The sequence below is a fragment of the Sphingopyxis sp. GW821-FHT10B01 genome, assembly GCF_059415685.1.
The window spans coordinates 337,395-362,363 of the sequence record NZ_JBWKNS010000002.1 but is presented as its reverse complement, the minus strand read 5'-3'; the positions used below and the strand labels follow the sequence as shown (position 1 = coordinate 362,363).

Below are 24,969 nucleotides of genomic sequence, written 5' to 3'. Positions count from 1 at the left end.
AGATGTGGAAGAAGAATTGGCGGGCGCCCACATGATATGGAAATTTCCGCTCGCGCATGCTGACCCGCTTCGCACCCAGCCCGACCGGCGACCTCCATCTTGGCCACGCCTATAGCGCGGTGCTCGCGCATCGTGCGGCGCGCGATGCAGGGGGGCACTTCCGCATCCGCATTGACGATATCGACGGCAGCCGTTCGCGCGAGGAATTTGTCGGTGCGTCGCTCGCCGATCTCGCCTGGCTCGGGATCGATTGGGACGGCGAACCCGTGCGCCAGTCGCACCGGCTCGGCGACTATGCCGCGTCGCTCGGCGCGCTGCGCGCCCGCGGCCTTGTCTATCCCTGCTTCTGCACTCGCGCCGACATCGCGGCGAGCCTTTCGGCGCCGCACGGCCCGTCGGGCGCGATCTACCCCGGAACCTGCCGGAACCTGAGCGAGGCAGAGCGCGAGCGGCGCATGGCGGCCGAACCGCATTGCTGGCGCCTCGACATGATGCTGGCGGCTGGGCTCGCGGGCGATCTGCATTGGGAAGAGGTCGGGCAGGGGGCACGCGCCGCCGATCCGCTTGCGCACGGCGATATCGTGCTCGCGCGCAAGGACGCGCCGGCAAGCTATCATCTCGCGAGCACGCTCGACGATGCGATGATGGGGGTCACGCACGTCATTCGCGGCGCCGACCTGATCGCCTCGACCGACGTTCACCGGTTGCTTCAGGCGCTGCTCGGCCTGCCGACGCCGCTCTATCGCCATCATGCGCTTATATGTGGCCCCGATGGAAAGCGGCTCGCAAAACGCGACGCTGCGGCCTCGCTCGCTTCGCTGCGCGCGGCGGGTGTCGATGGGCGCGCCCTCGCCGCCGATTTGGCCGCAGGACGGCTTCCCGCTGGCTATTCGCTGCAAAATCCCTAGATAGACACTATGGAAATCCTGCTTATCCTTGGCGTCGTGGTCGCCGCCGGCTTCGTCCTTTTCTCGCTTGCGCGGGGGCTCTTCTATTTCTCGCAAGGGCATAAGGCCCAGATGGACGGCACCGCCCACGAAAATCAGGTGATGCAGAACAAGATGATGATGTCGCGCGTGAAGTGGCAGGCAATTACGATCATCCTGCTCGTGCTGATCGGCCTGTTCGCCGCGGGCAAATAAGCGCCCGCGCCGATGGTCAAGCTCAACAAAATCTACACACGCACCGGCGATGACGGCACCACCGGGCTCGTCGACGGTTCGCGCATCGCCAAATCCGACGCGCTGATGGCGGCGATCGGCGACGTCGACGAAGCGAACAGCGCGATCGGCATCGCCGCCGCGGCGCTCGATCCGGCGAGCGACGAAGCCGCGATGCTCGCGCGCATCCAGAACGAGATGTTCGACCTCGGCGCCGACCTTGCCACCCCGCCCGACATCCAGTTCGGTTTCGGTCCGCACGAGATGGCGCTGCGCATCGTCCCCAGCCAGATCGCGCGGCTCGAGGACGAGATCGACGGCATGAACGACGCGCTGGACGCGCTCAAAAGCTTCATCCTGCCCGGCGGCACCGAAGCCGCCGCGCGGCTCCATCTCGCGCGCGCGGTGACGCGGCGCGCCGAACGCGCGGCGGTCGCGGCGGGTGCGACGCGCGACCTCAATCCGATCGCGCTCAACTATCTCAACCGCCTGTCGGATCATCTCTTCGTGCTCACGCGGCACCTCAACGCCGCGGCAGGCGGCGACATTTTGTGGAAACCCGGCGCGACGCGCTGAATCCTGTCCGTCACCCCGGACTTGATCCGGGGTCCGCACGCAACGCTGGAAAAATGGATGCCGGATCAAGCCCGGCATGACGAAGAGGGAAGATGTTCCCTAAATGTTCTAGACATTGCGTCGCGGTGTAACCATATTCGGCGAACCGGCGAAACCGAATCGCACCCCGGGGAATTGTCTCACCATGGCCAGCCGCACCGACGCTCAAAATCGCACCGATCCGCTGGAAGAGCTCACACGGTGCTTCGCCGCAACCCGCCGCCTGTCGCTCGATCTCGTCGCGACCCTGTCCGACGCCGATGCGAGCGCGCAGTCGATGCCCGACGCGTCGCCCGCCAAATGGCACCTCGCGCACACGACCTGGTTCTTCGAAACCTTCGTCCTGCGCGACCATGCCCCGGGCTACTGCCTCCACGACGAACGCTATCCCTATCTCTTCAACAGCTATTATGAGGCCGAAGGGCCGCGCCACGCGCGCCCGCAGCGCGGCCTGCTGACCCGCCCCTCGCTCGACGAAATCTGCATCTGGCGCGCGCATGTCGACGCCGCGGTACAGACCGCGCTCCCCGACCTCGCGCCCGCGGCGCAAGCGCTCGTCGAACTCGGCATCCATCATGAGCAGCAGCATCAGGAATTGTTGCTCACCGATGTGAAGCATCTCTTCGCGCAGAATCCGCTGGGGCCCGCGGTCTGGAAGCCCCGCGAACCTGCAATTCAGTGTGAAGTTGCGCAGTTTTCCGCGGTTTCGCCGGCGACGTCTAAAGCCACGGGCGCGATGCAATGGATCCCGGGCGCCGAGGGCGTGGTATCGGTCGGCCATGCCAGCGACGCTTTTGCATTTGACTGTGAAGTTCCGCAGTTTTCGGCGCTTTTGACTCCGCACGCGCTCGCCAGCCGTCCGGTCCGCAACAGCGAATGGCAGCAGTTTATCGCCGACGGCGGCTACCACAGCCCCTCACTCTGGCTCAGCGACGGCTGGGCCTGGGTCCAGGCCGGGCATATCGACGCGCCCGCTTATTGGGACGGCGATCGCCAGTTCACGCTCGCGGGCTGGCGCGAAATCGACCCCGCCGCACCCGTCACCCACATCAGCTTCTACGAAGCCGACGCCTTCGCCAGCTGGGCCGGCGCGCGCCTGCCGACCGAGATCGAATGGGAGGCGGCCGCCGCGGCGTTCGACCCGGCGTCGGGGCAGCAGCTCGATGCCGCGGGGCCGGTACAGCCCGATGCGTGCGCCGATGACACCGGCTTGCAACAGATGTTCGGCAGCGTGTGGGAATGGACCGGCAGCGCCTATCGTCCCTATCCCGGCTTTCGCGCCGCGCCCGGCGCGGTCGGCGAATATAATGGCAAGTTCATGAGCGGCCAGTTCGTGCTCCGCGGCGGCAGCTGCGCGACCCCGCGCGGCCATCTGCGCGCCTCCTACCGCAATTTCTTCTACCCCCATCAGCGCTGGCAGTTCACCGGCGTGCGGCTCGCGAAGGATCTTTGACCATGGGCGTTGTGCGCAACCTTCGTCAGGTTTCGGCAGACGACGCGGGCGTCGATATTGCCTTTCGCGCCGATGTGCACGCCGGCCTCGCGCAAGGGCAAAAGGCGATTCCGGCACGCTGGTTCTACGACGCGACCGGCTCGGCGCTGTTCGAAGATATCACCGCGCTTCCCGAATATTATCCGACGCGCAGCGAAACCGACCTGCTCACTCGTCATTCGGCCGGCATTGCTGCCGCGATCGGCCCCGGCCGCGCCGTCGTCGAACTCGGGTCGGGCAGCTCGACCAAGACGCCGCTGCTGCTCGATGCGATCGCGCCCGCGGCCTATGTGCCCGTCGATATTTCGGGCGATTTCCTGCGCGACAGTGCATTGGCGCTCGCGGCGCGTTTTCCGGGCCTGCCGGTTTACCCGGTCGAGGCCGACTTCACCCAGCGCGTGACGCTGCCCGACGAAATCGCCGGCCTGCCCAAGCTCGGTTTCTTCCCCGGCAGCACGATCGGCAACATGATCGCACGAACCGCCGTCGACCTCCTGCGCAACTGGCGCTGCGCGCTCGGCGACGAGTCGCTTCTCCTCATCGGCATCGACCGGATCAAGGATGTCGCGACGCTCGAACTCGCTTATGATGATCCGGCGGGGGTCACCGCGGCGTTCAACCTCAACCTGCTCGAACGGATCAACCGCGAGCTTGGCGGCGATATCCCGGTCGACAATTTTACCCATCGTGCGATCTGGAACGATGTCCATGCGCGCATCGAAATGCATCTCGTCGCGGCGTGCGACATGGAATTCATCGTCGATGGCCGTCGGTATGCGATGAAAAAGGGCGAAACGATCCACAGCGAGAACAGCCATAAATATGGGCTCCGTGACGCGAACCTGCTGCTCCGCGCGAGCGGCTGGACCCCGATCGCGACATGGGACGACGTCGATCCCGCCTTTGCGCTGATCCTCGCCGAAGCGACCGCCTTCCGCTCGGCCCCCTGACTCGCCGGGCCTTGACGCGCGAAGCCGAAGCCGTAGGGGCAAGGCACGGTTTTTCAGCGAAAGGGCAGTTTATGATCGTCGGCGTTATCGGTGCGGGGCAAATGGGTGCGGGCATCGCGCAGGTTTCGGCAGGCGCCGGCCATGACGTGCTGCTTTCCGATATCGACCTCGCGCGCGCCGAAGCCGGCAAGGCGGGGATCGCCAAGGCGCTCGGCCGCCTCGTCGCTAAGGAAAAGATCGGCCAGGGCGATGCCGACGCGTTGCTCGGCCGCATCACGCCGGTCGCCGACCATAGCGCCTTCGCCCCCGCCGACCTCGTGATCGAGGCGGCGACCGAGCGTGAGGAAATCAAGCGCGCGATTTTCGCCAGCGTCGGGCCGCATCTGTCGGCGACCGCGATCCTCGCCAGCAACACCAGCTCGATCCCGATCACGCGCCTCGCACAGGCTGCGCCCGATCCGGCGCGCTTCATCGGCGTCCATTTCTTCAACCCCGTCCCGGTGATGGGGCTGATCGAACTGATCCGCGGGCTCGCGACGAGCGACGACACGCTGGGACAAGTCGAGGCCTATGGCCGCGGGCTGGGCAAGGAAATCGTCCACGCCAACGACGCGCCGGGCTTCATCGTCAACCGCGTGCTGATGCCGCTGATCAACGAGGCGGTGTTCGCGCTGGGCGAAGGCGTCGCGACGATGCAGGACATCGATGCGGGCTGCCGTCTCGGCCTCAACCATCCGATGGGCCCGATCACGCTCGCCGACTTCATCGGGCTCGACACCTGCCTTGAAATCATCCGCGTGCTGTACACGGGGACCGGCGATCCCAAATTCCGCCCGGCGCCGTTGCTCGTCCAATATGTCGATGCCGGCTGGGTCGGGAAAAAGGCCGGGCGCGGTTTTTACGACTGGACCGGACCCGAACCGGTTCCGACACGCTGACGTCAAAAAAAACAGGCCGGGAGCCGGCTGCCTTTCCGTGCGTTGAGTCTGTGGGCCGCATCGGCCGGAGCGAACAGAGGAAAAGATCATGCGCAGCAAGCTTTTGATGGGCCTGGCGGTAACCGCCTTGATTCTGCCGGTCCATTCCTACGCCCAAAAGGGCGCGCCGGAGGATTCGACGATCAAGGACACGGCCAATTCGGTGACCGAACCGTTTGATGGCAAGGAGGTCCCCCCAAAGCTTTTGGCGATTCAGGAAGATCCTTACTCGCTCGCCGGGCTTGGAAAATGTGCCGCGATCGTCAAGGAAATCACCGAACTCAACGAGGTGCTCGGCCCCGACGTCAACGAACAGGTCGACAAGGACCGCGCCAAGAAGCGCGAGGAAACCGCGGGCCGCGTCGCCGGTACGGTCGCGGGCGGGATCATCCCGTTTCGCGGGCTGATCGGCGAAGTCACCGGCGCCAACGCCGAACGGCGGCGTTACGCAATGGCGGTCTATGCCGGAACGGTGCGGCGCGGTTTTCTGAAAGGCGTCGGGCTTGAGCGTGGTTGCAAGGCGCCGGCGCGGCCCTGACTATATCAATGGCAAGGGCGGGGGCACGTAGATGCAGGTCGACAATATCCGGGCTTTTACCATCGACGTGGCGCAGGCGGCGCTCGACGATCTGAAAGACCGGCTGGCGCGCACGCGCTGGCCCGAAAAGGAAACCGTCGACGACTGGGATCAGGGCATTCCGCTTGCCTATGCGCAGGACCTCGCGGCCTATTGGCGCGATGATTATGACTGGCGCAAGGTCGAAACACGGCTGAATGCGCTGCCCAATCATCTCGCGACGATCGACGGGCTCGACATTCATTTCCTCCATATCCGGTCGGCCAATCCCGCCGCCCGCCCGCTGGTTCTGACGCATGGCTGGCCGGGGTCGGTGCTGGAATTTCTCGATGTGATCGAACCGCTTTCGGCGGACTATCATCTCGTGATCCCGTCGCTTCCGGGCTACGGCTTTTCGGGCAAGCCCACCGAAGCGAAATGGAGCGTCGAGCATATCGGCGCGGCGTGGGACGCACTGGTGCGGGCGCTCGGCTATGATCGCTATTTTGCGCAAGGCGGCGACTGGGGCAGCGCGGTGACCTGTGCGATCGGGATGAACCATGGCGATCGTTGCGCCGGCATCCACGTCAACATGGTCGTCGGGGCGCCGCCGCCCGATCTGATGACCGACCTCACCGACAGCGAGAAACTCTATCTCGCGCGCTTCGGCTGGTACCAGTCCAAGGACAGCGGCTATTCGACCCAGCAAGCAACACGGCCGCAAACGATCGGCTATGCGCTCACCGATTCACCGGTGGGGCAGATGGCGTGGATCGTCGAAAAATGCCACGGCTGGACCGATTGCGGACATCAACCCGGCGGTCAGTCGATCGGCGGCCATCCCGAAAATGCGCTGTCGCGCGATGCGATGCTCGACACCGTCAGCCTGTACTGGCTGACGGCCAGCGCGGCGTCGTCGGCGCGGCTCTATTGGCACAGCTTCCGCAATTTTGCCGCCGGCGAAATTCTCGTGCCGACCGGATGCAGCCTGTTTCCGAACGAGATCATGCGTCTGTCGCGGCGCTGGGCCGACCGGCGTTACAAGAATATCGTCTATTGGAACGAACTCGAGCGCGGCGGGCATTTCGCCGCTTGGGAACAGCCGGAATCGTTCGTCGGCGAAGTCCGCGCGGCGCTGGCGCAAATGACGCTGTAGATGCGCCGCCGACGGGTGTGGCGGCGCATCTACATCACATCGGCGTGTAAACGACGCGGCAGCTTTCGGGCGCCGATCGCAGCGCGGTGTTCCACGTCACGTCACCGCCGTTACGTTGCAGCCGCGCGCCGCTTTTGTTCTCGTAGACCGAGCCGCCGGTCGACGGCGTCTGCTTCAACACCAATGAGCGCATGCCGTTGACGCGGACAATGGCGGTACTGCCGACATAGTCGACCTTCAGCTTTGTGCCGCCGTTGCATTCATAGCTTGTACCGGTGTTGCGCGGCACCGACGAGCAGGCTGCAAGCGCGAGGCTCGCGGCGCCCGCCGCGAAAAGAACTGCCATTTTCATATGCTGTCTCCCCCTCAATAACCCGAACGGACGCACAGCACGTCGGCGAGATAGACCCGCCCGCTGATCGTTTCCATATGTTCGCGCGCCGACCCGTTCCAGCCGATCGAGCGGCACCAGCTATCGGCGGTCTGCGCCGCGCAATTGGCCGTCGCCGACCCGCGTTCACAGGCAAGTACGCGATAGTTGCGCTCTGCGGGCTGGGTATGGAATTCGGCGAAATTACCGCGCGCGACCTGATCATTGGCGGGCGGGTTCGGGTTCCAGCCGCCACCGCCACCGCCGCCAATAGGACGGATCGACTGGATGGTCAGTCCGCGCAGGACATTGTTCAGCATCGGCGTGTCGCGGTCGACCGTCCGGCAATTGCCGCGATACCGTGTCTTTTCGCACAATTCCCAGCGCCCGTTCGGAACGCGGATCGAATTGACCGGCCAGGCAAGGCCGAGATTGGGTTTCTCTTCGCCGATGAACACGGCAGGGCCGCGATAACCGGCGTCGCGATAGATCGTCGCCTCGGGTGGGCGTTCGGGGCGGTATCGCTCGGTCTCGACGGTTTGCGCATGGGAGGTGGCGAGGAAACCCGCCCCTATCGACGCCGCGGCTGCGGCAAGGATCGACAAACGATAAGCGGTTTTCATGACAACCTCCCTGTTGGCAAACGCGACCCGGGATTTCTTATGTCCCCAAGTTTACGCGATTCAGGTTTGGCTTGCAAATTCTCCCAAACGACCGGCGAGCGACCAGAAGCTCAGGGTGCCTTGGTCGGCGGGGCTACCGGAAGGTCCGCCGCATCGGGAGCGATCGCAGGAGCCGCCACGGGCGCGGGCGTTTGGGTGGGAGGGGCGGCAAGGGGCGGCGCAATGCCCAGCATCAGCCCCGCGAGCGCCGCCGACATCAGGTTCGACAGGCTGCCGGCAAGCAGCGCTTTCAGCCCCAGCTTGGCGATCATCGGGCGCTGGTTGGGGGCGAGCCCGCCGGTCACCGCCATCTGGATCGCGATCGAACTGAAATTGGCAAAGCCGCAAAGAGCAAAGGTGGCGATCGCGACCGCGGCCACCGACATATTGCCCTGCGCCTTGCTAAGGTCGATGAAGGCGACGAATTCGTTGAGCACGACCTTGCTGCCGAACAGTCCGCCGACCGCGGCGCTTTCGTCCCACGGCACGCCCATCAGCCACATCACCGGGCGAAAGATCGTTCCGATGATTGCCTGGAACGACAGGCCGTCGATACCGAACCAGCCGCCGATGCCCGCGAGCAGCCCGTTGGCGAGCGCGACGAGCGCGACGAACGCCATCACCATCGCGCCGACCGCGACCGCCAGTTTGACGCCGGTCTGCGCACCTTGCGCGGCCGCCATGATGATGTTGGCGGGCTTTTCCTCGTCATGGCTGGCCTCGGGCATCACGATCGGTTCGATGCCGATGTCCTTGGGGTCGTCGGGCATCATGATCTTGGCCATCAATATGCCGCCCGGCGCCGACATGAAACTGGCGGCGAGCAGATAGGGAAGCAGGTGCGGGCCGATCATCCCGGCGTACGCGCCGAGGATTGTTCCGGCGACGCCGGCCATGCCGACCGTCATCACGGTGAATAATTGCGGCGGGGTGAGGCCGGCGAGATAGGGACGAATGACGAGGGGCGATTCGGACTGGCCGACAAAGATATTCGCCGCCGCGCCGAGGCTTTCGACCTTGGTGATGCCGGTGACCTTCTGGATCGCGCCGCCGACCCATTTGATGATCAGCTGCATGACGCCCAGATAATAGAGCACCGAAATGAGCGAGGCGAAAAAGATGATCACGGGCAGCGCGCCAATGGCGAAGACGGCCTTGCCATAGGGCGCCTGCGTCAGCACTTCGCCGAACAGGAATTTCGTGCCTTCGTCGGCATAGCCGAGCAGGTTCGACACACCGTTCGACATCGCCTGGATCACCGCGCGGCCCCACGGCGTGCCGATGACGAGCACGGCGAAGCCGGCTTGAAGCAGGAAGGCGGGGATGACGATGCGCGGGCGAATCCAGCGACGGTTCGATGAAAATAGCACGGCAATCGCAAGCAGTGCGACGATACCGAGCAAACCGATCAGGCGTTCCATAATATTGATGCGTCCCCCGCAAATTGTTCCCCGTGTCTAACGGCGTTTGTCGGCGGGGCAAGTCCGGGCCGATGCGGCATCTTTCCACCCGCCGCAAAAGCGATTAAGCGGCCTCGATGGAAAATAGCCCTTCGCGCGTGATCGCGCCCTCGTTGCTGCTGTTCGCAATCCTCTACGGCGGCATGGTTCCGCTCGGTGGCTTCCTGGGGGCGAAGCAGGTCGCGCTTGGCCCGCTCGCGGTCGAGGCCGGGATTTTCCCTTTTTTGACGCTGATCGCGATTTCGAGCGGCATCGCCGAACTGCACGGGCGTGTCGTGGCTGACAAGCTGGTGCGACTGGGGTTCATTCCGCTCATCCTCGCGATCATCCTGACGGTGTTCGTGCTGCAATTGCCGACCGACGAGGGCATGTACGAACCCGCCAAGGACGCCTTCCCGATCATCGTGGGACAGGGCTGGCGCATGATGGCGGCAGGGATTCTGGCGTATGGCGTGTCGGTCAGCCTGAACGTCTGGCTCTTTGCGCGGATGACCGCGAACAACGGCCGGCTGCTGCCGCTGCGCGGGTTTGTCGCCGCGGCGCTCAGCCAGATTATCGATACATTGATCTTCATCACGGTCAGCTTCTATGGGGTCCGCCCGATCGGCGACCTGATGCTTGGTCAGATGATTGCCAAGGTCGTGCTATCGGCGGTGATGGTGCCGTTGCTGGTGATGGCGGTGGTTGCGCTCGGCCGCCACCTTGATGCGAAGAACGCCGGATGATGTCGATGACCGATCCTTCGAAAATGCCCGATCTGCTTGCCAAGGCCGAAACGCTCGTCGAGGCGCTGCCCTATCTGCAGCGCTATGCCGGCGAGACCTTCGTGATCAAATATGGCGGTCACGCAATGGGTGATCCCGAGGCGCAGCGCGACTTTGCCGAGGATGTCGTGCTGCTCAAAGCTGTCGGCATCAACCCAGTGGTCGTCCATGGCGGCGGGCCGCAAATCGGCGCGATGCTGAAACAGCTCGGCATCGAATCGACCTTCGTCGGGGGGCTGCGCGTCACCGACGCCGCGACCGCCGAAGTCGCCGAAATGGTGCTGGCGGGCAAGATCAACAAGGAGATCGTCAGCTGGATCGCCGGGCTTGGCGGCCGCGCGGTCGGGATTTCGGGCAAGGACGCCAATCTCGTGCTCGCCGAAAAGGTTACCCGCACCGAGCCCGACCCCAATTCGGGGATCGAGCGGCATGTCGACCTCGGTTTCGTCGGCGAACCGGTTGCGGTCGATCCGACGATCCTCGTCAACCTGACGAAAGACAATTTCATTCCGATCGTCGCGCCGGTCGCGCTTGGCGCCGATGGTGCGACCTATAATATCAACGCCGATACGATGGCGGGCGCGATTGCCGGAGCGTTGGGCGCGAAACGCTTTTTCCTGCTCACCGATGTTGCGGGCGTACTCGACAAATCGGGGGCGCTGCTCACCGACCTCGACCGCCCGGCCATCGACACGCTGAAAGCCGACGGGACAATCACCGGCGGCATGATTCCCAAGGTCGAGACCTGCGTCGCCGCGGTCGACGCCGGGGTCGAGGCGGCGGTCATCCTCGACGGGCGTATCCCGCACGCGATGCTGCTCGAAATTTTCACCGCGAGGGGTGCAGGGACGCTCATTCACCGCTAAGAGACGCGGCAAGCCCCTTTTTCGGAGACATCCCCTTGGTTCTCATGCTCCTTCAGATCGTCCACATCCTCCTGACGGTCCTGTGGTGGTTCATCATCGCGCAGGCGGTGATGTCCTGGCTGATCGCGTTCAACGTCATCAACACCCACAACCAGTTTGTCGGCCAGCTCTGGACTGTCCTCGACCGGATCACCGAGCCGCTTTACCGGCCCTTCCGCCGTATCATGCCCGATTTTGGCGGGCTCGACCTGACGCCGATGCTGGTGCTGATCCTCATCATCATTCTCGACGGGCCGGTGCTGACCTATCTCGCGCAGCTTGCCTACGCCAACGGGATGGCCTGATGGCCGCCGCGCAGGTGATCGACGGCAAGGCGTTTGCCGCCGGCCTGCGGGCACGGATTGCCGAGGCCGTTCCGGCGTTCGCGGCCGCGACGGGCCGCGCGCCCGGCCTTGCGGTCGTGCTCGTCGGCGACGATCCGGCCAGTGCGGTCTATGTCGGGTCGAAGGGCAAGGCGACGGTCGCCGCCGGCATGGCGAGCTTCGAACATCGCCTGCCCGCGACCGCGACGCAGGACGAGGTCGAGACGCTACTTCGCCAGCTTAATGGCGATGAGGCGGTGGATGGCATTCTGCTGCAATTGCCGCTGCCCGGTCATCTCGACGAACAGGCCGCGGTCGCCACGATCGATCCCGACAAGGATGTCGACGGGCTGACCCCGGTCAGCGCCGGGCGCCTCGCGCTCGGCATCGCGGGCATGGTGCCGTGCACCCCCTATGGCTGCCTGTTGCTGCTGCAGGACCGGATCGGAGATCTTTCGGGAAAAGACGCCATCGTCGTCGGCCGCTCGATCCTCGTTGGCAAGCCGATGGGGCAGTTGCTGCTTGGCGCCAATTGCACCGTGACGATGGCGCACAGCCGGACGCGCGATCTGCCCGACCTGGTCCGCCGCGCCGACATCGTCGTCGCTGCCGTCGGCCGAGCCGAAATGGTGAAGGGTGACTGGATAAAACCTGGTGCGATCGTCATCGACGTCGGCATTAACCGACTCGCGCCCGCCGACGGTGAAGCGAAGGGCCGGCTGGTTGGCGACGTCGACTATGCCGGGGCCGCCGTGGTTGCCGATGCGATTACCCCGGTTCCGGGGGGCGTCGGCCCGATGACGATCGCCTGCCTGTTGCGCAATACGCTCGTCGCCGCGCACCGCCGCGCAGGGCTGGCCGATCCGGAGGGTTTTTGATGAGTCGCCTGTTGGCCCCGACCGTTGTCGTATTGCTGCTCGCGGGGTGCGCCGATCCTGACGATATCCGCAACCGGCCGCTTGGGCCGAACCCTAGCGCTTTCATCGCTGCCGAAATCGGCTTTGCCCGGCTCGCGCAGGAAAAGGGCCAATGGACGGCGTTTCGCGAAACCGCCGCACCCGAGGCGGTGATGTTCGTACCGCAGCGCATCAAGGCGCGCGACTGGCTGAAATCACAGAAGGATCCCGTCGAAGCGGTGAAATGGCAACCGCATGCGGTCTATGTCAGCTGTGACGGCAATGTCGGCGCGACGACCGGCGCATGGCAAAAGGGGCCGGAGAATGGTTTTTTCACCACGGTCTGGTTACGCGATCCCAAGAGCGGGAAGATCAACTGGATCCTCGATCATGGGAATGGGCTGACCAGCGCGCGCGAAGCCCCCGAATTCATCGCATCGAAGCAGGCGGTCTGTGGTTCGCGGCCGGCTGTGCCGATCGAAGCGGGTGGTGAGGGTGACGATATGGCGGTCGGCCTGTCGCCCGACCAGACACTGAGTTGGACGTCGACCGTCCGCGCCGACAAATCGCGCCGCGTGACGATCCGTCTGTGGAATGGCAAGGATATGGCCCCCGTCATCGACGACCAGGTCGCGGCGCCCAAACAGCCATGATCGACCTCTTCATCTCGGCCTTCGTCACCTTGTTCGTAGTGATCGATCCGCCGGGGTGCGCCCCGATCTATGCCAGCCTGACGACGGGCGCGAATGCGCAGCAGCGGCGTTCGATGGCCATCCGTGCCACCGTCATTGCGGGCCTGATTCTCGTTTTCTTCGCGATGTTCGGCGAAGCACTTTTGAGCTTCCTCCACATCGACCTCGACAGCTTTCGCATCGCGGGCGGGATCATGCTGTTCATCATCGCGATCGACATGGTGTTCGAAAAGCGTACCGAACGGCGCGAACAGCGCGCCGAAAAGGTGATGGCGACTCCCGAGATCGAAGATGTGTCGGTCTTTCCGATGGCGATGCCGATGCTCGCCGGACCGGGCTCGATCGCGTCGGTGATGCTGCTCGTGTCGCAGAACAACGGGCTCGACCGCGCTTTTGTGATCTTTGGCGCTTTGCTGCTCGTGCTGCTGCTGACGCTGGCGGCGCTGCTCTCGGCCGGACCGCTGATGCGGCTGATCGGCAACAAGGGCGAGGCGGTGATTACCCGCCTGCTCGGTGTGCTGCTCGCGGCGCTGGCGGCGCAGTTCGTGATCGACGGACTGAAAGCGAGCTTCTCCAGCCTCGCATAAAAAGGGGCGCCGCCTTTCGGCGACGCCCTTCTTTTCCATGGGAACGGAACTTGTTTAGCGTGCCGCGTTGACGTCGGCCTGGGTGACCGGCGCGATGCGGATTTCGACGCGGCGGTTGCATTGATAATCGGCCTCGCTGCGTTCGGGCGAGCATTTGAGTTGTGATTCGCCATAGCCTAGCGTCGCCATGCGCGCGCGCTGGATGCCGCGGCCGCCCAGATAGTCGGCGACCGAGGCGGCGCGGCGTTCGGACAGGCCCTGGTTATAGCTGTCGCTGCCGGTCGAATCGGTGTGGCCGTACACGTCGATATAGGTGCTGGGATATTCGGCGAGCGTCGAGGCGACGCTGTCGAGCGCGCTGCGGAACTGCGATTTCACCATGGCACTGTTGTAATCGAAGGTCACATCGCCGGGCATGTTGAGCACGAGCTGGTCGCCTTGGCGCTCGACGTCGATGCCGGTGCCCGCGGTGCGCTCGCGCAGCTTCTTTTCCTGCTGGTCCATATAATAGCCCGCCCCCGCGCCGGCGACCGCGCCGATACCCGCGCCGACGATTTCCTCGGTCCGGCTGTTGCGGCCGCCGATCAGGTCGCCGAGCAAATAGCCGCCGAGCGCGCCGCCGACGCCGCCGATTGCGGCCTTCGATATCTTCCTCTCGCCGGTCACGGGGTCGGTGACGCAGCCCGTCAGCGCAATCGCGCCGATGCTGGTCAAAATGGTGAGCTTGATCATATTGGTCTTCATCTTTGTCGCTCCCTCTATGCGGCGGCTGCGTCTGATCCTTCGCATACCGCCCGTCCTTGCCGATAACATATGGCCGGCGATCTGGTTCCAAAATCCGGCTGAACACCGGCTGAGCCAGACGTTCAGGCGAGTGCCATTGTGCAATGCGCCGCCTTTCGCTTATAGGGTGAAAATGACCGACGATGACAGGGGCCGGGCGCCGATGCGCCGTACGACCGCCCAATGACCCCTTTTCCCTGGTCCGACGTTGCGATCATCGCCGTCCTGATCCTTTTGAACGGCGTCTTTGCCATGTCCGAACTCGCGATTGTCTCGGCGCGGGGGCCGCGGCTCCAGGCGGCCGAAAAGCGCGGCAGCCGCGGCGCCGCCATCGCGCGCCAGCTGACTGCGGACCCCGGGCGCTTCCTGTCGACGGTGCAGGTCGGCATCACGCTGATCGGCATTCTGGCCGGTGCCTATTCGGGCGCCAGCCTCGGCGGCCCGGTCGGCGAGCGGTTGCAGGCGATCTTCGGCCTCGATGACGAACATGCGCTGGCCGCGGGTTTTGCAGTCGTCATTGCGGTGACCACCTATTTCTCGCTGATCGCGGGCGAGCTGGTGCCCAAGCAATTTGCGCTGCGCGCGCCCGAACCGATCGCCATTTTTATGGCGCTGCCGATGTTGTGGCTGTCGAAAATCGGCGCGCCGCTGGTCTGGTTGCTCGACGCCAGTTCGGCGCTCGTCTTTCACCTGCTTGGCCTCAACCGCGAATCGGAAGACCGGGTGACCGCCGAAGAACTGCACCTGATCGTCGCCGAAGCGTCGAAATCGGGGGTGATCGAGGAAAGCGAACGCGCGATCATTTCGGGCGTCGTGCGCCTCGCCGACCGCCCGGTGCGCGAAGTGATGACGCCGCGAATCGACGTCGACTGGATCGATATTGCGTCGGACGCCGATACGGTGCGCGCCAAGCTGCTCGAAACCCCGCACACGCGCATTCCCGTCGCGCGCGGTTCGGTCGACGAGATCGTCGGGGTGGTTCAGGCGCGCGACATCGCGGCGGCGCTGTTCCGCGGCGAAACGCTCGACCTTGAGAAGCTGACGCGATCGGCGAAGGTCATCCACGACCAGATCGACGCGATGGACGCGCTCGAAGCGCTGCGCGTCGCCGACGTGCCGATGCTGTTCGTCCACGACGAATATGGCCATTTCGAAGGGCTGGTGACCCCCGCCGACCTGCTCGCGGCGATCGCCGGCGAATTCGCGTCGGACCAGGATATCGGCAGCGAACCCTTTGTCGTCGAGCGCGAGGACGGCAGCCTGCTGATCGCGGGGTCGATGCCCGCCGACCAGATGGCCGAACGGCTGGGGATCGAACTCGGCGACGACCGCGACTATGCGACCGCGGCGGGCCATGCGCTCGCGATTTTGAAACACCTGCCCAAGGAGGGCGAACGCTTCACCGACAAGGGCTGGCGCTTCGAGATTGTCGATATGGACGGGCGCAAGATCGACAAGCTGCTCGTCAGCGAGGTGCGCAAACCGAAAGACGAGGACGAGAGCTAGGCGGCCTAGCCGATGGCCTGAACGTCGCGAAAGTCGTGCACGCGGGACCCGCTCGGGACGGGGCTAAAGTGACAAAGATCATCGCAATCGCGGGACTGAGCGTTGCTTTTGCCACTTTACCCGGCGACGCGGTTCCCGTTTCGGAAACAGAATGATGGACGAAGCGAAAGAGCCACAGAGACGCTGGCACAGCCGCATAATGTAGGAAAGCGATATGTCTGGGTCGTTGCCTATCGGCTTGGAGTGGTGTTGTGACCGTCGGGTTTCGGGCCGCCAAACACCGCTTTCTACCCGGCCAGTTTTGGCGTCCGCTCCACCTGCCGTGAACGATCCGACGAAGTTTTAGGCCGCGAGTATCGTCTGGGCCCACCATTTCATCATCACACCGAAGTCACGAACAATGGGGATGGTAAACGACAAGGCAGCGAAGCCCGCTGACCATACCGCGGCCCAAGCGGCTGATCGGTTCAGGGTGGCACCATCTTTCATAGCCACCAACGCATCGCGCATCGCAATCGCAGTCAATTCACGACGGGTAGCTTCCTCGAGCATCGAAATCGGACGGGGGTTTCCGGACGGGTCCCGAACCGGAGTCAAAATTTCTACCGGAACGGGGGGAACCGGAAGTTTGGCGGATCTACCCCATTTATCCGCCGATAGTAGGGCGCAGGCGATTGTCAGTGCGCCCGTCAAATACGGAAGAAAACTGAGGATTTGGTACATCGGCATCTCTCATCGGTGGGTTGCTTGTCCCCTGTTTCCATCGCGCTAGCGCACCACGTATCAATTGCGCAGGAGATTGCTCTTTCCCGTTGGTGTCGAGCGATATCGAGACACTCCTCGACCTTGCACCACGCAGATGGGTATTTCGACTTTGCTCGATACGAACGGGGGCATGAAGGGCAACTATCTGGTGGTTTGCGGACTGGCCGCTTCTATCTGGCGCGGGCGCGGATCGATGGAAGCAGGATCAGAGTTCGCCGCCGAGCGCTCCGTATCTCGCCTCGAACCCGGCCTTGTCGCCGCGCGCGAGATAGCTCGCCTGGTCGACCAGATTGTCGCGCGCGATGCGACCCTGGAAGGCGCCGAGCTGCGGGTCGATCGCGGCGATGTCGGCGTCGGTCCAGTCGGCGATCTGGCGGAAGCTGGTGACCCCGAGGCCGTTCAGCAGCACAACCAGTTTTGGCCCGACGCCCTTCAGCAATTGCAGATTGTCCGCAGTCGTCACGCGGACAGGTGCCGGCGGCGGAACGGTCGGTTCCACGGGGATGGCCATCGCGGCTTCGGCGGCGGCGGGCTTGGCCGCAGCCTTCTTGGCCGCGGGCTTGGGCGCTGCCTTCGCTGCGGGCTTGGCCGCCGGTTCTTTCGCCGGGGCCTTTTTTGCGGCAGGCTTGGCGGCCGCCTTGGGCTTCGCTGCGGGTTTCGGCGCCTCTGCGGCGGGTGCAGGCTCGGCGGCGGGTTCGGGGATGGGTTCCGGTTTCGGTGCGGGCGGCGGTGCCTTGGCGACCGGCTCGGCCGGCGGCGCGGGGGCGACCGGCTGCGGCTTTGGCTCGATCGGTTTGAAGCGCGCGGGTTCGGCGGCAATGATCTCGGGCTTCACGGGTGCGAGTGGCTTGGCGGGTTTCGCCGGTTCGACAGGAGGCGCAATCTCTTGCGGCTTCGATCGGCCGAACAGCCACCAGAGCAGCACGACGGCGACGACCAGTCCGACGACTGCGATAATCCAGTTTTCCTGAAGCCAGGCCATGTTCTTCTCCGCTTGTGATTTTCGTCCAGCCTATGCGCCGCCGTTGGTTGCGTCCAGTCCGGCGCGCCCAATCCTGCCATTGTCATTCCGGCGGAGGCCGGAATCTCCACGGCGAGTTATGCCGCGATGATGAGATCCCGGCCTTCGCCGGGATGACGGACAAGGGATCATTCCGCTTCGCGCGCGACCTCGCGCCAGCCGATGTCCCGGCGGCAAAAGCCGCTGGCGAAATCGAGCTTGTCGACCGCGGCATAGGCGCGCGCCTGCGCCTCGGTGACGGTGCGGCCGGTCGCGGTGACGTTGAGCACGCGCCCGCCCGCCGCGACAATCTGTTCGCCGTTGCGCGCGGTTCCGGCGTGGAAGATGCGGACACCGCCGGTTTCGGCGTCGGCGATGCCGTGGATCGCGCCGCCCTTTTCGGGTGCAGCGGGATAGCCGTTCGCGGCCATCACGACGGTCAGCGCATAATCGCTGGCAAAGGCGGGCGGCGTGGCGCCTGCGAGCGCGCTGGTCGACGCGGCGTAGAGCAGCGCGGCGAGGTCGCCGGCGTAACGCATCATCAGCACCTGGCATTCGGGATCGCCGAAGCGGGCGTTATATTCGATCAGCTTCGGCCCTTGCTCCGTGAGCATCAGCCCCGCGAACAGCACGCCGACATAGGGCGTGCCCTCGGCGGCGAGCGCCCTGACCGTCGGGCGGATGATGCGGTCCATCACCGCGGCTTCGAGGTCGGCGGTGAGCACCGGGGCGGGGCTGTAGGCGCCCATGCCGCCGGTGTTCGGCCCGACGTCGCCGTCGCCGACACGCTTGTGGTCCTGCGCGCTGCCGAATGCGATCACGTCGGTGCCGTCGGAGAGCGCGAAGAAGCTCGCTTCCTCGCCGGTCATAAATTCCTCGATCACCACTTCGGCGCCGGCGCTGCCAAAGGCGCCATCGAACATGTCGTCGATCGCGGCTTCGGCCTCGGCCTGCGTCTCGGCGATAATGACCCCCTTGCCCGCGGCAAGGCCGTCGGCCTTGATGACGACAGGGATCGAAAAGCCTTCGAGCACGGCGAGCGCTTCCTCGGCGCTGGTGCAGCGGACATAGGCGGCGGTGGGGATGCCGGCGCGCGCGCACAAATCCTTGGTAAAGCCCTTCGATCCTTCGAGGCGCGCCGCGGCGGCGGCGGGGCCGAAGACCGCGACGTCCAAGGCGCGCAGCCGGTCGGCGAGCCCCGCGACGAGCGGCGCTTCGGGGCCGACGACGACGAAATCGATCGCATGCGCCTGGGTAAAGGCGATCAGACCGTCGAGATCGTCGGCGGCAACGGCCACACATTCGGCGTGCGCCTCGATCCCGGGGTTGCCCGGTGCGGCATAGAGCTTGGCGCAGCTTGGCGATTGTGCCAACTGCCAGCTGAGCGCATGTTCGCGGCCCCCCGATCCGACCAGCAGGATATTCATGTCTGTCCCTTTTCCCGACCCGGCGTCCGAAGATGACACCGCCGCGCGGCTGTTAGCCGAGGCGACGCCCGGCGACAATGCACCCGCACTGTCGGTCAGCCAATTGTCGGCGGCGATCAAGCGGACGGTCGAGGACGGGTTTTCACGCGTGCGCGTGCGGGGGGAGTTGTCGGGCACGAAGCGCGCAGCGTCGGGGCATTTCTATGCGGCGCTGAAGGACGACAATGCGCTGATCGACATGGTGATGTGGAAAGGGCAGGCGGCGCGCCTCGCGTTCCGCCCCGAGGACGGGATCGAGGTGATCGCGACGGGCAAGCTCACAACCTATCCGGGGCGCTCCAAATATCAGCTCGTCGTCGAAAGCCTCGAAGTCGCGGGCGAAGGCGCGCTGATGCTGCTCTTCGAAAAGCTCAAGGCGCGGCTCGGCGCCGAAGGGCTGTTCGACCGCGAGCGGAAATATGAGCGGCTCCCCTATCTGCCGCGCACGATCGGCGTGGTGACCTCGCCCACCGGGGCGGTGATCCGCGATATCCTCCACCGCCTTGCCGATCGCTGCCCGACGCATGTGATCGTCTGGCCGGTGCTGGTGCAGGGCGATGGTGCGGCGGCGCAGGTCGCCAATGCGATTCGCGGCTTCGACGCCATTGCGCCCGGCGGGCCGGTGCCGCGCCCCGACCTGGTGATCGTCGCGCGCGGCGGCGGATCGATCGAGGATTTGTGGGCGTTCAACGAGGAGGTCGTCGTGCGTGCGATCGCCGATTGCCGCATCCCGACGATCAGCGCCGTGGGGCACGAAACCGATGTGACGCTGGCCGACTATGCCGCCGATGTGCGTGCGCCGACGCCGACCGCCGCGGCGGAGATCGCGGTGCCGGTGCGCGCCGAGCTCCAGGAACTGCTCGCCAACCGGGGAAGCCGGATGATCGGTGCCGCAAACCGGCATCAGGCGCTGGCGGGCGAACGGCTGACGGCGCTGGCGCGGCATCTGCCGAAGCGCGAAGGGCTTTATGCACCGCAGCGCCAGCGGCTCGACGATGCCGAGGGGCGGCTCGATCGCAGCCAGCGCCACCGGTTGACCGTGGTGGCGGAGCGGCTGGCGATGCGCAGCGCGGCCCTGCGTCCCGCGCTGCTGGTGCGGCGCTGGGATCGCGACCTGGCGAAGCTCGAGGGGCTCGGGCGCCTGCTTACCTCGCTCGATCCGCGCGCGCTTCTCTCGCGCGGCTATGCGATGGTGCGCGATGCGGAGGGTGCGATCGTCACGACCGCCGCCAAGGCGCAGGACGCGGGGCATTTGATGCTCCAGTTCGCTGACGGAGAGGTGCCGGTTCAGGTCAGCGGCAGCGATGTGCCGGCGCCGTCATCGCCCCGACCGGTCCGGAAGGCGCCGCCCGCGGCGCCGAAACGGGGGCAGGGCGAGCTCTTCTGAAGTCGCCGGGGGTGGCCGTGCGGCGCGATACTGTTATATCATGGGCATGACAGCCCGCCGAATGGACATAGAATCATGTTGATCGCCAGCCGCAACCGCCTTGCCCGCCTCCAGTACGGACCGAACGGGTTTCGCGTCCTTTCGCCCGGCGATCATGTGCTGTGTGCGGTGACGGGTGCGCCGATCGGGCTTGAGGAGCTGCGCTACTGGTCGGTCGCGCGGCAGGAGCCTTACGCGACCGCCGCCATCTCGGTGCAGGCCGCACTGGACGACCCGCGCGGGGCATGAGCTTTGTGAAGCACGGACCGCGGCAGCGTGCGGCGCTGGCGCTGCTGATTGTTGCCGCGAGCTGGGTGCCGCTGGTCGATATCGAGGCAAAGTCCGTCCCTGCCGTCCGGCCTGCCGCTGCCGTGCCACTTGCCTCGCCCGGTGCTCCGGTACGCGGCGACTTTGCGCTGACGGGCGCTCCCGAACAGGGTGCGGTGCTGATCGGGCAGGCGCCGACCGGCACGCGAACGCTCTCCCTCGACGGCAAGGCGATCCCGGTTGCCGATGATGGCCGTTTCCTGATCGCGTTCGATCGCGATGCCGGAACCGGCGCGCGGCTTGTCGCGACGCTGGCCGACGGGCGCGAGGTGGAGCGCTTTATCGCGGTCGCCGCGGGCCGTTGGCGGCTGGAACAGATCAACGCGCCCTATCGTGGCAGCGCGACCAGCGACGCCGATTTCGAACGGCGTCGGCCCGCCGAACTCGCGCAGATCGCCGCGGCGCGCAATATGCCGGTGGTGTCCGACGGCTGGCGGCAGAAATTCCGCTGGCCGGTGACGGGGCGCCTGTCGGGCTTTTTCGGGTCGCAGCGCGTCTATCAGGGCAAGCCTGGCACCTATCACGGTGGCACCGATGTCGCGGTCCCCGCCGGTACGCCCTTCGTCGCACCGGCCGATGGGGTCGTCGTGCTCGCGGCGGCTACCCCGTTCACGCTCGAAGGCAATCTGCTGATCGTCGATCATGGCATGGGGCTCAGCAGCGCTTTTCTCCATTGCCAGCGGCTCGATGTGAAGGTCGGCGACCGGGTTGCGCAGGGGCAGGTGCTGGGGGCGGTGGGCCGGACGGGGCGTGCGACCGGGCCGCATATGCACTGGGGTCTGAAATGGCGCGATGCGCGTCTCGACCCAGGCAAGCTCGCGGGTCCAATGGGCGAGTAAGCGAAATTCGCGGCGCCGCGAATTCGTAACCAGTGAAACAAAATGTCGCGAATGACGCGATGCAGCATATTGTATTTCATCGGCCGTCGGGTTTGTTGCAAATACGTCACAATGGCTTCCGAAACGGCGGATTGCGCCGGGAATTCCCTTTACTCGACCCCGGCGAAGTTTCATCCCGCACGCTATCGGGGCGTTTGCGTGTCGGCTTTGCGCCGCCGCGTCGGGGGTCCAGGTAGTCAATCCACCAGTAGCAAGGGACTGCACTGTGAAGAAAACTCAATATTCCAAGCTGAAGCTAGGCGTTGCGCCGCTCGTGATGAGCGTTGCCCTGGTCTCGGCTCCTGCCTTTGCGCAGGACTCCGCCGAGGAAGGCGCGACCGCCAATTCCGAAATCGTCGTGACCGGCACGCTCGTCCGCAACCCGAACCTCACCACCTCCAGCCCCGTCAACGTGACGTCGGCGGACGAAATCCAGCTTCGTCAGGTCAACGTTGCCGAAGATATCCTGCGCGACGTCCCGGGTGTTGCTGCGAACGTCGGTTCGTCGGTCAACAACGGCAACGGCGGCGCTTCGTTCGTCGATCTTCGCGGCCTTGGCCCGAGCCGCAACATCGTGCTGCTCGACAGCCAGCGGATCGCCCCGGCTAACCTGAACGGCAACGTCGACCTTAACAACATCCCGCTCGCCCTTATCGAGCGCGTCGATGTGCTGACCGGCGGTGCGAGCACCACCTACGGCGCCGACGCCGTGTCGGGTGTCGTCAACTTCATCACCAAGCGCGATTTCGCCGGTGTCGACCTGTCGGTCGGCCAGCAGCTCACCGAGCGTGGCGATGGCAACATCTTCCGCGCCGACCTCACCATCGGTGCGAATTTCGATGACGGCCGCGGTAACGCCGTGCTCAGCATCGGTTATCAGCAGGCCGATCCGGTCTATTTCGGCGGCGAGCGTCCGCGTTCCGACCTGACCGTCGATTCGTTCGACGGCTCGGGCGCAGGTGCTTCGGGCACCGCATCGCCGTCGCGCTTCTCGATTCCCGGAACGGGCAACCTCCAGATCGATCCGGCGACGGGCAATCTGGTGCCGCAGTTCGCGCTGTTCAACTTCAACCCGTACAACATCTTCCAGACGCCGTTCGAACGCTACAACATGTTCTCGTCGGCCCGGTATGAAGTCAGCGATTCGGTCGAAGTGTTCGCGCGCGGCCTGTTCTCGCAGAACACCGTCAAGACGATCATCGCACCGTCGGGTTCGTTCAGCGATCCGGTGTTCATTCCGCTCAGCAACCCCTATATGACGGCGGGCGCGCGGAACACCTTCTGCGCCAACAACGACTTCGACAATAACACGGCCGGTATCCAGACGCTGACCGCTGCGCAATGCGCCGCCGCGGCGACCGCGACCAATCCCAACGATCCGAACTATCGCGAAGTCTCCACCAACCTGGGCCGCCGCCTGATCGAGGCCGGTCCGCGTATCAGCAGCTACAAGACGCAGATTTTCGACGTCATGGCCGGTGTTCGTGGTGCGATCACCGACAGCCTGCGTTACGAAGTGTCGGGTAACTATGGCGAGAGCGAAAATACGCAGACCATCCTGAACTATATGTCGCTGTCGCGGGCGCAGCAGGCGTTGCGCGCGACGAACGCGACCACATGTATCGATCCGTCGGGCGGTTGTGTTCCCATGAACGTGTTCGGCGCGAGTGGTTCGATCACGCCCGACCAGCTCAAGTTCCTGCTCGTTCCGGCCACGTCGGGCAACCGCACGTCGCTGGCGCAGGTTCGCGGTATCATCTCGGGTGACCTCGTGGCGGTCTCCGAAAATGCCGAGCCGATCTCTTTCGCGGCCGGTGTCGAATATCGCAAATATACCGCCGAGGTTTTTGCCGATCAGCTCGCCCAGGATCCGGGCGAACTCGGCGGCGCGGGCGGTGCGACCACGCCGGTCAAGGGTGGCTATGACGTTCGTGAAGTTTTCGGCGAAATCATCGCGCCGCTCTTCGCGGGCCTGACGCTCGAAGCCGGCGTACGCTATTCGGACTACAAGGTCGACGATGCTACCAAGCAGAAATACAGCACTTGGACCTACAAGGCCGGTGCGACGTGGGAAGCGTTCGACGGCTTCAAGCTTCGCGGCAACTACCAGCGCGCAGTTCGCGCCCCGAACATCGGCGAAATTTTCCAGCCGAATGCAGTCGGTCTCGTCAACCTGAAGCGCGACCCCTGTCAGAGCAACGGTGCCACCATCCGCGCGAACTCGGACCTCGGTCGGATTTGTTCGGGGCAGGGTGCTCTGGTGAACGGAGCGGGCTTCATTGCCGCGTTCGACCCGCCGTCGGCCGGGCAGATCAACGCCTCGTTCAACTATGACGCGCCCCTGAAGCCCGAAAAGGCCGACACCTTCACCGTCGGTGCGATCTTCCAGCCCAGCTTCATTCCGAACCTGACGCTGTCGGTCGACTATTATAACATCATCATCAACGATGCGATTTCGTTCCCGACGGTCGGCGACATTCTCACCGACTGCTTCGGCAACATCACCGCATCGAGCGCGACCTCGGTGGCTTGTACGTCGATCCGCCGCGATCCGGCGATCGGTGGTCTCGACGGCTCGGCATCGACCGTTCCGGGCGTTCCGCTGGCGCTCACCAACAGTGGGCGTCTTGCAACCGACGGTATCGACGTTGCCGCGAACTGGAAGACCGGCCTCAGCGAAGACATCTCGCTGTCGCTGGGCATCACCGCTAACTACACCTTCAGTTCGAAGTTCCGTTCCAAGCCGGGCGGCCTGAACCGCGAATGCGTGGGCTATTACAGCATCAACTGCACGCCCACCGGTTCGGACCTTTCGGGTGGTTCGATCCTGCCGCAGTTCTCGTTCAACCAGCGCACCACGCTGTCGTTCGGCGACATCGACCTGTCGCTGCTGTGGCGCCACATCTCGGCCGTCAAGCAGGAACCCTATGATGCCAACGTAGCGAATTTCGGGACCAACGGCCCGGCGTTCCCGGCGTTCCGCAAGATCAAAGCCCACGACTGGTTCGATCTGACGGCGCGCGCCAGCGTCAGCGAGAATTTCGAACTGACGCTGTCGGTCATCAACCTGCTCGACAAGGATCCGCCGACGGTGGGTTCGAACATCGGTTCGACGACCTTCAACAGCGGCAACACCTATCCGTCGACCTACGACGCGATCGGTCGCCGCTATGCGGTCGGTGCACGTTTGAAGTTCTAATCGACGTTCTTCACGAAAAAAGGAAAGGCGGGCCGCGTGCCCGCCTTTTTTTTT

General features: G+C 64.8%; 26 protein-coding genes. 19 read left to right on the top strand and 7 right to left on the bottom strand.

Going from position 1 to position 24,969, the window contains the following annotated elements; genetic code table 11:
- The first annotated feature begins 56 nt into the window (after positions 1-56).
- From gluQRS to AC07NV_RS06150, 8 genes are all read left to right on the top strand, one after another.
- A complete protein-coding gene (gene gluQRS / locus AC07NV_RS06185) occupies positions 57-908 on the top strand; it encodes a tRNA glutamyl-Q(34) synthetase GluQRS (RefSeq protein WP_495165467.1) in 852 nt (283 codons plus the stop codon).
- Positions 909-917: 9 nt separating this feature from the next.
- Complete coding sequence (locus AC07NV_RS06180) at positions 918-1,142, top strand: HIG1 domain-containing protein (protein WP_495165466.1); 225 nt, start codon at positions 918-920, stop codon at positions 1,140-1,142.
- Positions 1,143-1,154: 12 nt separating this feature from the next.
- On the top strand, positions 1,155-1,736 hold the full coding sequence (locus tag AC07NV_RS06175) for a cob(I)yrinic acid a,c-diamide adenosyltransferase (protein WP_495165465.1): 582 nt from the start codon (positions 1,155-1,157) through the stop codon (positions 1,734-1,736).
- Between the two features lie 184 nt (positions 1,737-1,920).
- A complete protein-coding gene (egtB, locus tag AC07NV_RS06170; RefSeq protein WP_495165464.1) occupies positions 1,921-3,228 on the top strand; it encodes an ergothioneine biosynthesis protein EgtB in 1,308 nt (435 codons plus the stop codon).
- Between the two features lie 2 nt (positions 3,229-3,230).
- Complete coding sequence (gene egtD, locus AC07NV_RS06165; RefSeq protein ID WP_495165463.1) at positions 3,231-4,217, top strand: L-histidine N(alpha)-methyltransferase; 987 nt, start codon at positions 3,231-3,233, stop codon at positions 4,215-4,217.
- A gap of 71 nt (positions 4,218-4,288) precedes the next feature.
- Positions 4,289-5,155 carry a 3-hydroxyacyl-CoA dehydrogenase NAD-binding domain-containing protein gene (locus AC07NV_RS06160; protein ID WP_495165462.1) on the top strand — a complete coding sequence of 289 codons (867 nt, stop codon included), beginning with the start codon at positions 4,289-4,291 and terminating at the stop codon, positions 5,153-5,155.
- Between the two features lie 88 nt (positions 5,156-5,243).
- Positions 5,244-5,732 (top strand): hypothetical protein, encoded by a 489-nt coding sequence (locus AC07NV_RS06155; RefSeq protein ID WP_495165461.1) that lies wholly within the window; start codon positions 5,244-5,246, stop codon positions 5,730-5,732.
- 31 nt (positions 5,733-5,763) lie between these two features.
- Positions 5,764-6,906: an epoxide hydrolase family protein gene (locus AC07NV_RS06150; protein ID WP_495165460.1), complete on the top strand. Its 1,143-nt coding sequence runs from the start codon at positions 5,764-5,766 to the stop codon at positions 6,904-6,906.
- A gap of 34 nt (positions 6,907-6,940) precedes the next feature.
- On the opposite strand, the gene AC07NV_RS06145 is transcribed toward AC07NV_RS06150, so the two are convergent.
- The 3 genes from AC07NV_RS06145 to AC07NV_RS06135 all read right to left on the bottom strand — a co-directional run bounded on the left by AC07NV_RS06145 (position 6,941) and on the right by AC07NV_RS06135 (position 9,359).
- Positions 6,941-7,258: an MliC family protein gene (locus AC07NV_RS06145; RefSeq protein ID WP_495165459.1), complete on the bottom strand. Its 318-nt coding sequence runs from the start codon at positions 7,256-7,258 to the stop codon at positions 6,941-6,943.
- 14 nt (positions 7,259-7,272) lie between these two features.
- Positions 7,273-7,899, bottom strand: a complete 627-nt coding sequence (locus AC07NV_RS06140; protein WP_495165458.1) for a beta/gamma crystallin-related protein — start codon at positions 7,897-7,899, stop codon at positions 7,273-7,275.
- Positions 7,900-8,009: 110 nt separating this feature from the next.
- Entirely contained in the window at positions 8,010-9,359 is a 1,350-nt protein-coding gene (locus AC07NV_RS06135; protein WP_495165457.1) for a NupC/NupG family nucleoside CNT transporter, read from the bottom strand.
- A 116-nt stretch (positions 9,360-9,475) separates the two neighbouring features.
- On the opposite strand from AC07NV_RS06135, the gene AC07NV_RS06130 reads away from it, so the two are divergent.
- The 6 genes from AC07NV_RS06130 to AC07NV_RS06105 are packed head-to-tail and all read left to right on the top strand — an operon-like array spanning position 9,476 to position 13,565.
- Positions 9,476-10,123 carry a queuosine precursor transporter gene (locus tag AC07NV_RS06130; protein ID WP_495165456.1) on the top strand — a complete coding sequence of 216 codons (648 nt, stop codon included), beginning with the start codon at positions 9,476-9,478 and terminating at the stop codon, positions 10,121-10,123.
- Positions 10,120-11,028: an acetylglutamate kinase gene (gene argB / locus AC07NV_RS06125; protein ID WP_495165455.1), complete on the top strand. Its 909-nt coding sequence runs from the start codon at positions 10,120-10,122 to the stop codon at positions 11,026-11,028. Before AC07NV_RS06130 ends, argB begins: the two co-directional genes overlap by 4 nt.
- A 44-nt stretch (positions 11,029-11,072) precedes the next feature.
- Entirely contained in the window at positions 11,073-11,372 is a 300-nt protein-coding gene (locus AC07NV_RS06120; RefSeq protein WP_495165993.1) for a YggT family protein, read from the top strand.
- A complete protein-coding gene (folD, locus tag AC07NV_RS06115) occupies positions 11,372-12,268 on the top strand; it encodes a bifunctional methylenetetrahydrofolate dehydrogenase/methenyltetrahydrofolate cyclohydrolase FolD (RefSeq protein ID WP_495165454.1) in 897 nt (298 codons plus the stop codon). The genes AC07NV_RS06120 and folD overlap by 1 nt, the downstream gene beginning before the upstream one ends.
- The gene (locus tag AC07NV_RS06110) at positions 12,268-12,939 is read left to right on the top strand and encodes a hypothetical protein (protein ID WP_495165453.1); all 672 of its coding nucleotides are present in this window, start codon (positions 12,268-12,270) and stop codon (positions 12,937-12,939) included. The genes folD and AC07NV_RS06110 overlap by 1 nt, the downstream gene beginning before the upstream one ends.
- Complete coding sequence (locus tag AC07NV_RS06105; protein ID WP_495165452.1) at positions 12,936-13,565, top strand: MarC family protein; 630 nt, start codon at positions 12,936-12,938, stop codon at positions 13,563-13,565. Before AC07NV_RS06110 ends, AC07NV_RS06105 begins: the two co-directional genes overlap by 4 nt.
- Before the next feature lie 54 nt (positions 13,566-13,619).
- Here AC07NV_RS06105 and AC07NV_RS06100 read toward each other — a convergent pair whose 3' ends face one another.
- The gene (locus tag AC07NV_RS06100; protein ID WP_495165451.1) at positions 13,620-14,309 is read right to left on the bottom strand and encodes a YiaD family glycine zipper/OmpA-like lipoprotein; all 690 of its coding nucleotides are present in this window, start codon (positions 14,307-14,309) and stop codon (positions 13,620-13,622) included.
- A 222-nt stretch (positions 14,310-14,531) separates the two neighbouring features.
- Between AC07NV_RS06100 and AC07NV_RS06095 the strand changes: the two genes are divergently transcribed.
- Positions 14,532-15,854, top strand: coding sequence for a hemolysin family protein (locus tag AC07NV_RS06095; protein ID WP_495165450.1), 1,323 nt, complete (start codon positions 14,532-14,534; stop codon positions 15,852-15,854).
- A 342-nt stretch (positions 15,855-16,196) separates the two neighbouring features.
- On the opposite strand, the gene AC07NV_RS06090 is transcribed toward AC07NV_RS06095, so the two are convergent.
- From AC07NV_RS06090 to purD, 3 genes are all read right to left on the bottom strand, one after another.
- Positions 16,197-16,577 (bottom strand): hypothetical protein, encoded by a 381-nt coding sequence (locus tag AC07NV_RS06090; RefSeq protein WP_495165449.1) that lies wholly within the window; start codon positions 16,575-16,577, stop codon positions 16,197-16,199.
- A gap of 247 nt (positions 16,578-16,824) precedes the next feature.
- Complete coding sequence (locus AC07NV_RS06085) at positions 16,825-17,601, bottom strand: helix-hairpin-helix domain-containing protein (RefSeq protein ID WP_495165448.1); 777 nt, start codon at positions 17,599-17,601, stop codon at positions 16,825-16,827.
- A 167-nt stretch (positions 17,602-17,768) separates the two neighbouring features.
- Complete coding sequence (gene purD, locus AC07NV_RS06080) at positions 17,769-19,046, bottom strand: phosphoribosylamine--glycine ligase (protein WP_495165447.1); 1,278 nt, start codon at positions 19,044-19,046, stop codon at positions 17,769-17,771.
- Between purD and xseA the strand changes: the two genes are divergently transcribed.
- The 4 genes from xseA to AC07NV_RS06060 all read left to right on the top strand — a co-directional run bounded on the left by xseA (position 19,045) and on the right by AC07NV_RS06060 (position 24,915).
- A complete protein-coding gene (xseA, locus tag AC07NV_RS06075) occupies positions 19,045-20,472 on the top strand; it encodes an exodeoxyribonuclease VII large subunit (protein WP_495165446.1) in 1,428 nt (475 codons plus the stop codon). The two genes, purD and xseA, sit on opposite strands and share 2 nt — an antisense overlap.
- A 75-nt stretch (positions 20,473-20,547) precedes the next feature.
- Positions 20,548-20,760 (top strand): DUF2093 domain-containing protein, encoded by a 213-nt coding sequence (locus tag AC07NV_RS06070; protein ID WP_495165445.1) that lies wholly within the window; start codon positions 20,548-20,550, stop codon positions 20,758-20,760.
- Positions 20,757-21,677 (top strand): M23 family metallopeptidase, encoded by a 921-nt coding sequence (locus AC07NV_RS06065; protein ID WP_495165444.1) that lies wholly within the window; start codon positions 20,757-20,759, stop codon positions 21,675-21,677. The genes AC07NV_RS06070 and AC07NV_RS06065 overlap by 4 nt, the downstream gene beginning before the upstream one ends.
- A 265-nt stretch (positions 21,678-21,942) precedes the next feature.
- Positions 21,943-24,915, top strand: coding sequence for a TonB-dependent receptor domain-containing protein (locus AC07NV_RS06060; RefSeq protein ID WP_495165443.1), 2,973 nt, complete (start codon positions 21,943-21,945; stop codon positions 24,913-24,915).
- Positions 24,916-24,969 lie beyond the last annotated feature (54 nt).